The organism is Sphingosinicella sp. (genome assembly GCF_052387495.1).
Taxonomy (GTDB): domain Bacteria; phylum Pseudomonadota; class Alphaproteobacteria; order Sphingomonadales; family Sphingomonadaceae; genus Allosphingosinicella.
The window spans coordinates 1-1,655 of sequence record NZ_JBQTJC010000279.1; the positions used below are offsets into that span (position 1 = coordinate 1).

Genomic DNA, 1,655 nt, shown 5'->3' on the forward strand with positions numbered 1-1,655 from the left:
GTGCGAACGTGCGGGTGTTCCCCTCGGGCAAGGTGGTGGTGACGACCGGCGCCGGCGCGCAGGGGCAAGGGCTAAAGACCATCCTCGCCCAGATCACCGCGGACCAGGTGGGGGTCAAGCCCGAGGATGTGCTGGTGGAAATCAGCGACACCGCGGCCTTTCCGATGGGGATGTCGACCGCCGGCAGCCGCACCGCGGTGACCGCAGGCTCATCGGTGCACTTGGCCGCGCTCCAAGTGCGCGAGAAGGCGATCAAGTTCGCAGCCGAAGCCATGGAAGTCGATCAGCGCGATCTCGAGCTCGAGGCGGGCGCGGTGCGCGTCAAGGGTATCCCGGGCAAGAGCATCGCCCTGGCCGAGATCGCGCGGCGCCTGACCGGCCAAATCGCGGTTCCCAATCCGGCGGGTTTCACGCCGGGCCTGGAGTCCACCGCTTACCACGCGGTCGAGCGGCCGGTCTATGCCAACGGCACCAATATCGCGATCGTGGAGATCGACCCCGAGACCGGGCGCGTCGACGTGGTCGATTATTTCGTCGCCCACGACTGCGGGACCGTGATCAACCCGCAGCTCGTCGATGGCCAGATCGTCGGCGGCGTCGCCCACGGAATTAGCAACGTGCTGTTCGAGCGCATGGTCTATGACCGCGATTCCGGGCAGCCGCAGACGACGAATTACGGCGAGTACCTGCTGGTTTCGGCGCCGGAGATGCCGCGCGTGCACGTCGAGCACATGGAGTCGCCGTCGCCCTGGAACCCCCTCGGCGTCAAGGGCGCCGGCGAGGGCGGGACGATTCCGTGCCTGGCCGCGGTCGTCTCGGCGGTCGAGGACGCGCTTTCGCACCTCGGCGTCAAAGTCAACGAATATCCGCTCTCGCCGGAGCGGATCGCCGAGCTGATCGACGCGGGGCGCAGGCGCTGGTCCTGACCTTCAGGCCGGCGTGTTCCTTTTGAGCCAGTCGCTGAGCGTCGCCATCGCCTTGGGCGCTTCCTCCATCAGGAAGAAGTGGCTGCTCTGCTCGAAGACCACCAGCTCCGCCTTCGGCATGCGCGCTGTCATCCAGCCGGTCGAGGTCATTGAACAGATCGGATCGATGCGGCCCGCCATGATCAACGTCGGGCACTGGATCAAGCCCAGGCGCTCGAGGGCGTCGTGCTGCAGCACGGCTTCGGCGAGATGCGCGTAGGAGGTCTGATCGCGGCTTTCATCGCCCAGCAGCCGCTCGATGTCGGCCATCTTGGCGGGGTTTTCGTTGAAGAACCTGGGGGAGACGAAAACCGGCGAGGCGACCTGCGACCACTCGCTCCAGTTCCCGCGCCATTGCAGGATGCTGCGCATGTTGCGGATGAGGCGCTCGCCGAGCGCATCGAGCTTGGCGAACGACGCCGCCATCGCCAGCGATTGCACGCGCCGCGGCGCCTTGAAGATCATCTCCTGCGCCACTGCGCCGCCCATCGAGCGGCCGACCACGTGCGCGCGTTCGACGCCCAGCTTGTCCATCAGCGCGAGGGTGGTCTGGGCGAGCTCGGCCATCGTCACCGGGCTCGTCACGAGCGAGCTCTGTCCCGAGCCGGGATTGTCAAAGGCGATCACGCGGTAGCGGTCCTTGAACGCGGCGACATAAGGCTTCCAGGCGGTCCAGTCGCCGGCGAGGCC

2 protein-coding genes are annotated in these 1,655 nt (G+C 67.1%); one reads left to right on the forward strand and one right to left on the reverse strand.

What is annotated here, in order from left to right; translation table 11 throughout:
* Positions 1-926: xanthine dehydrogenase family protein molybdopterin-binding subunit (locus tag ACT4N8_RS15265; RefSeq protein WP_444858966.1), on the forward strand; the 926-nt coding region annotated here is incomplete at its 5' end.
* A 3-nt stretch (positions 927-929) separates the two neighbouring features.
* On the opposite strand, the gene ACT4N8_RS15270 is transcribed toward ACT4N8_RS15265, so the two are convergent.
* The coding region (locus tag ACT4N8_RS15270; RefSeq protein ID WP_444858967.1) for an alpha/beta fold hydrolase at positions 930-1,655 on the reverse strand (726 nt) is incomplete at its 5' end.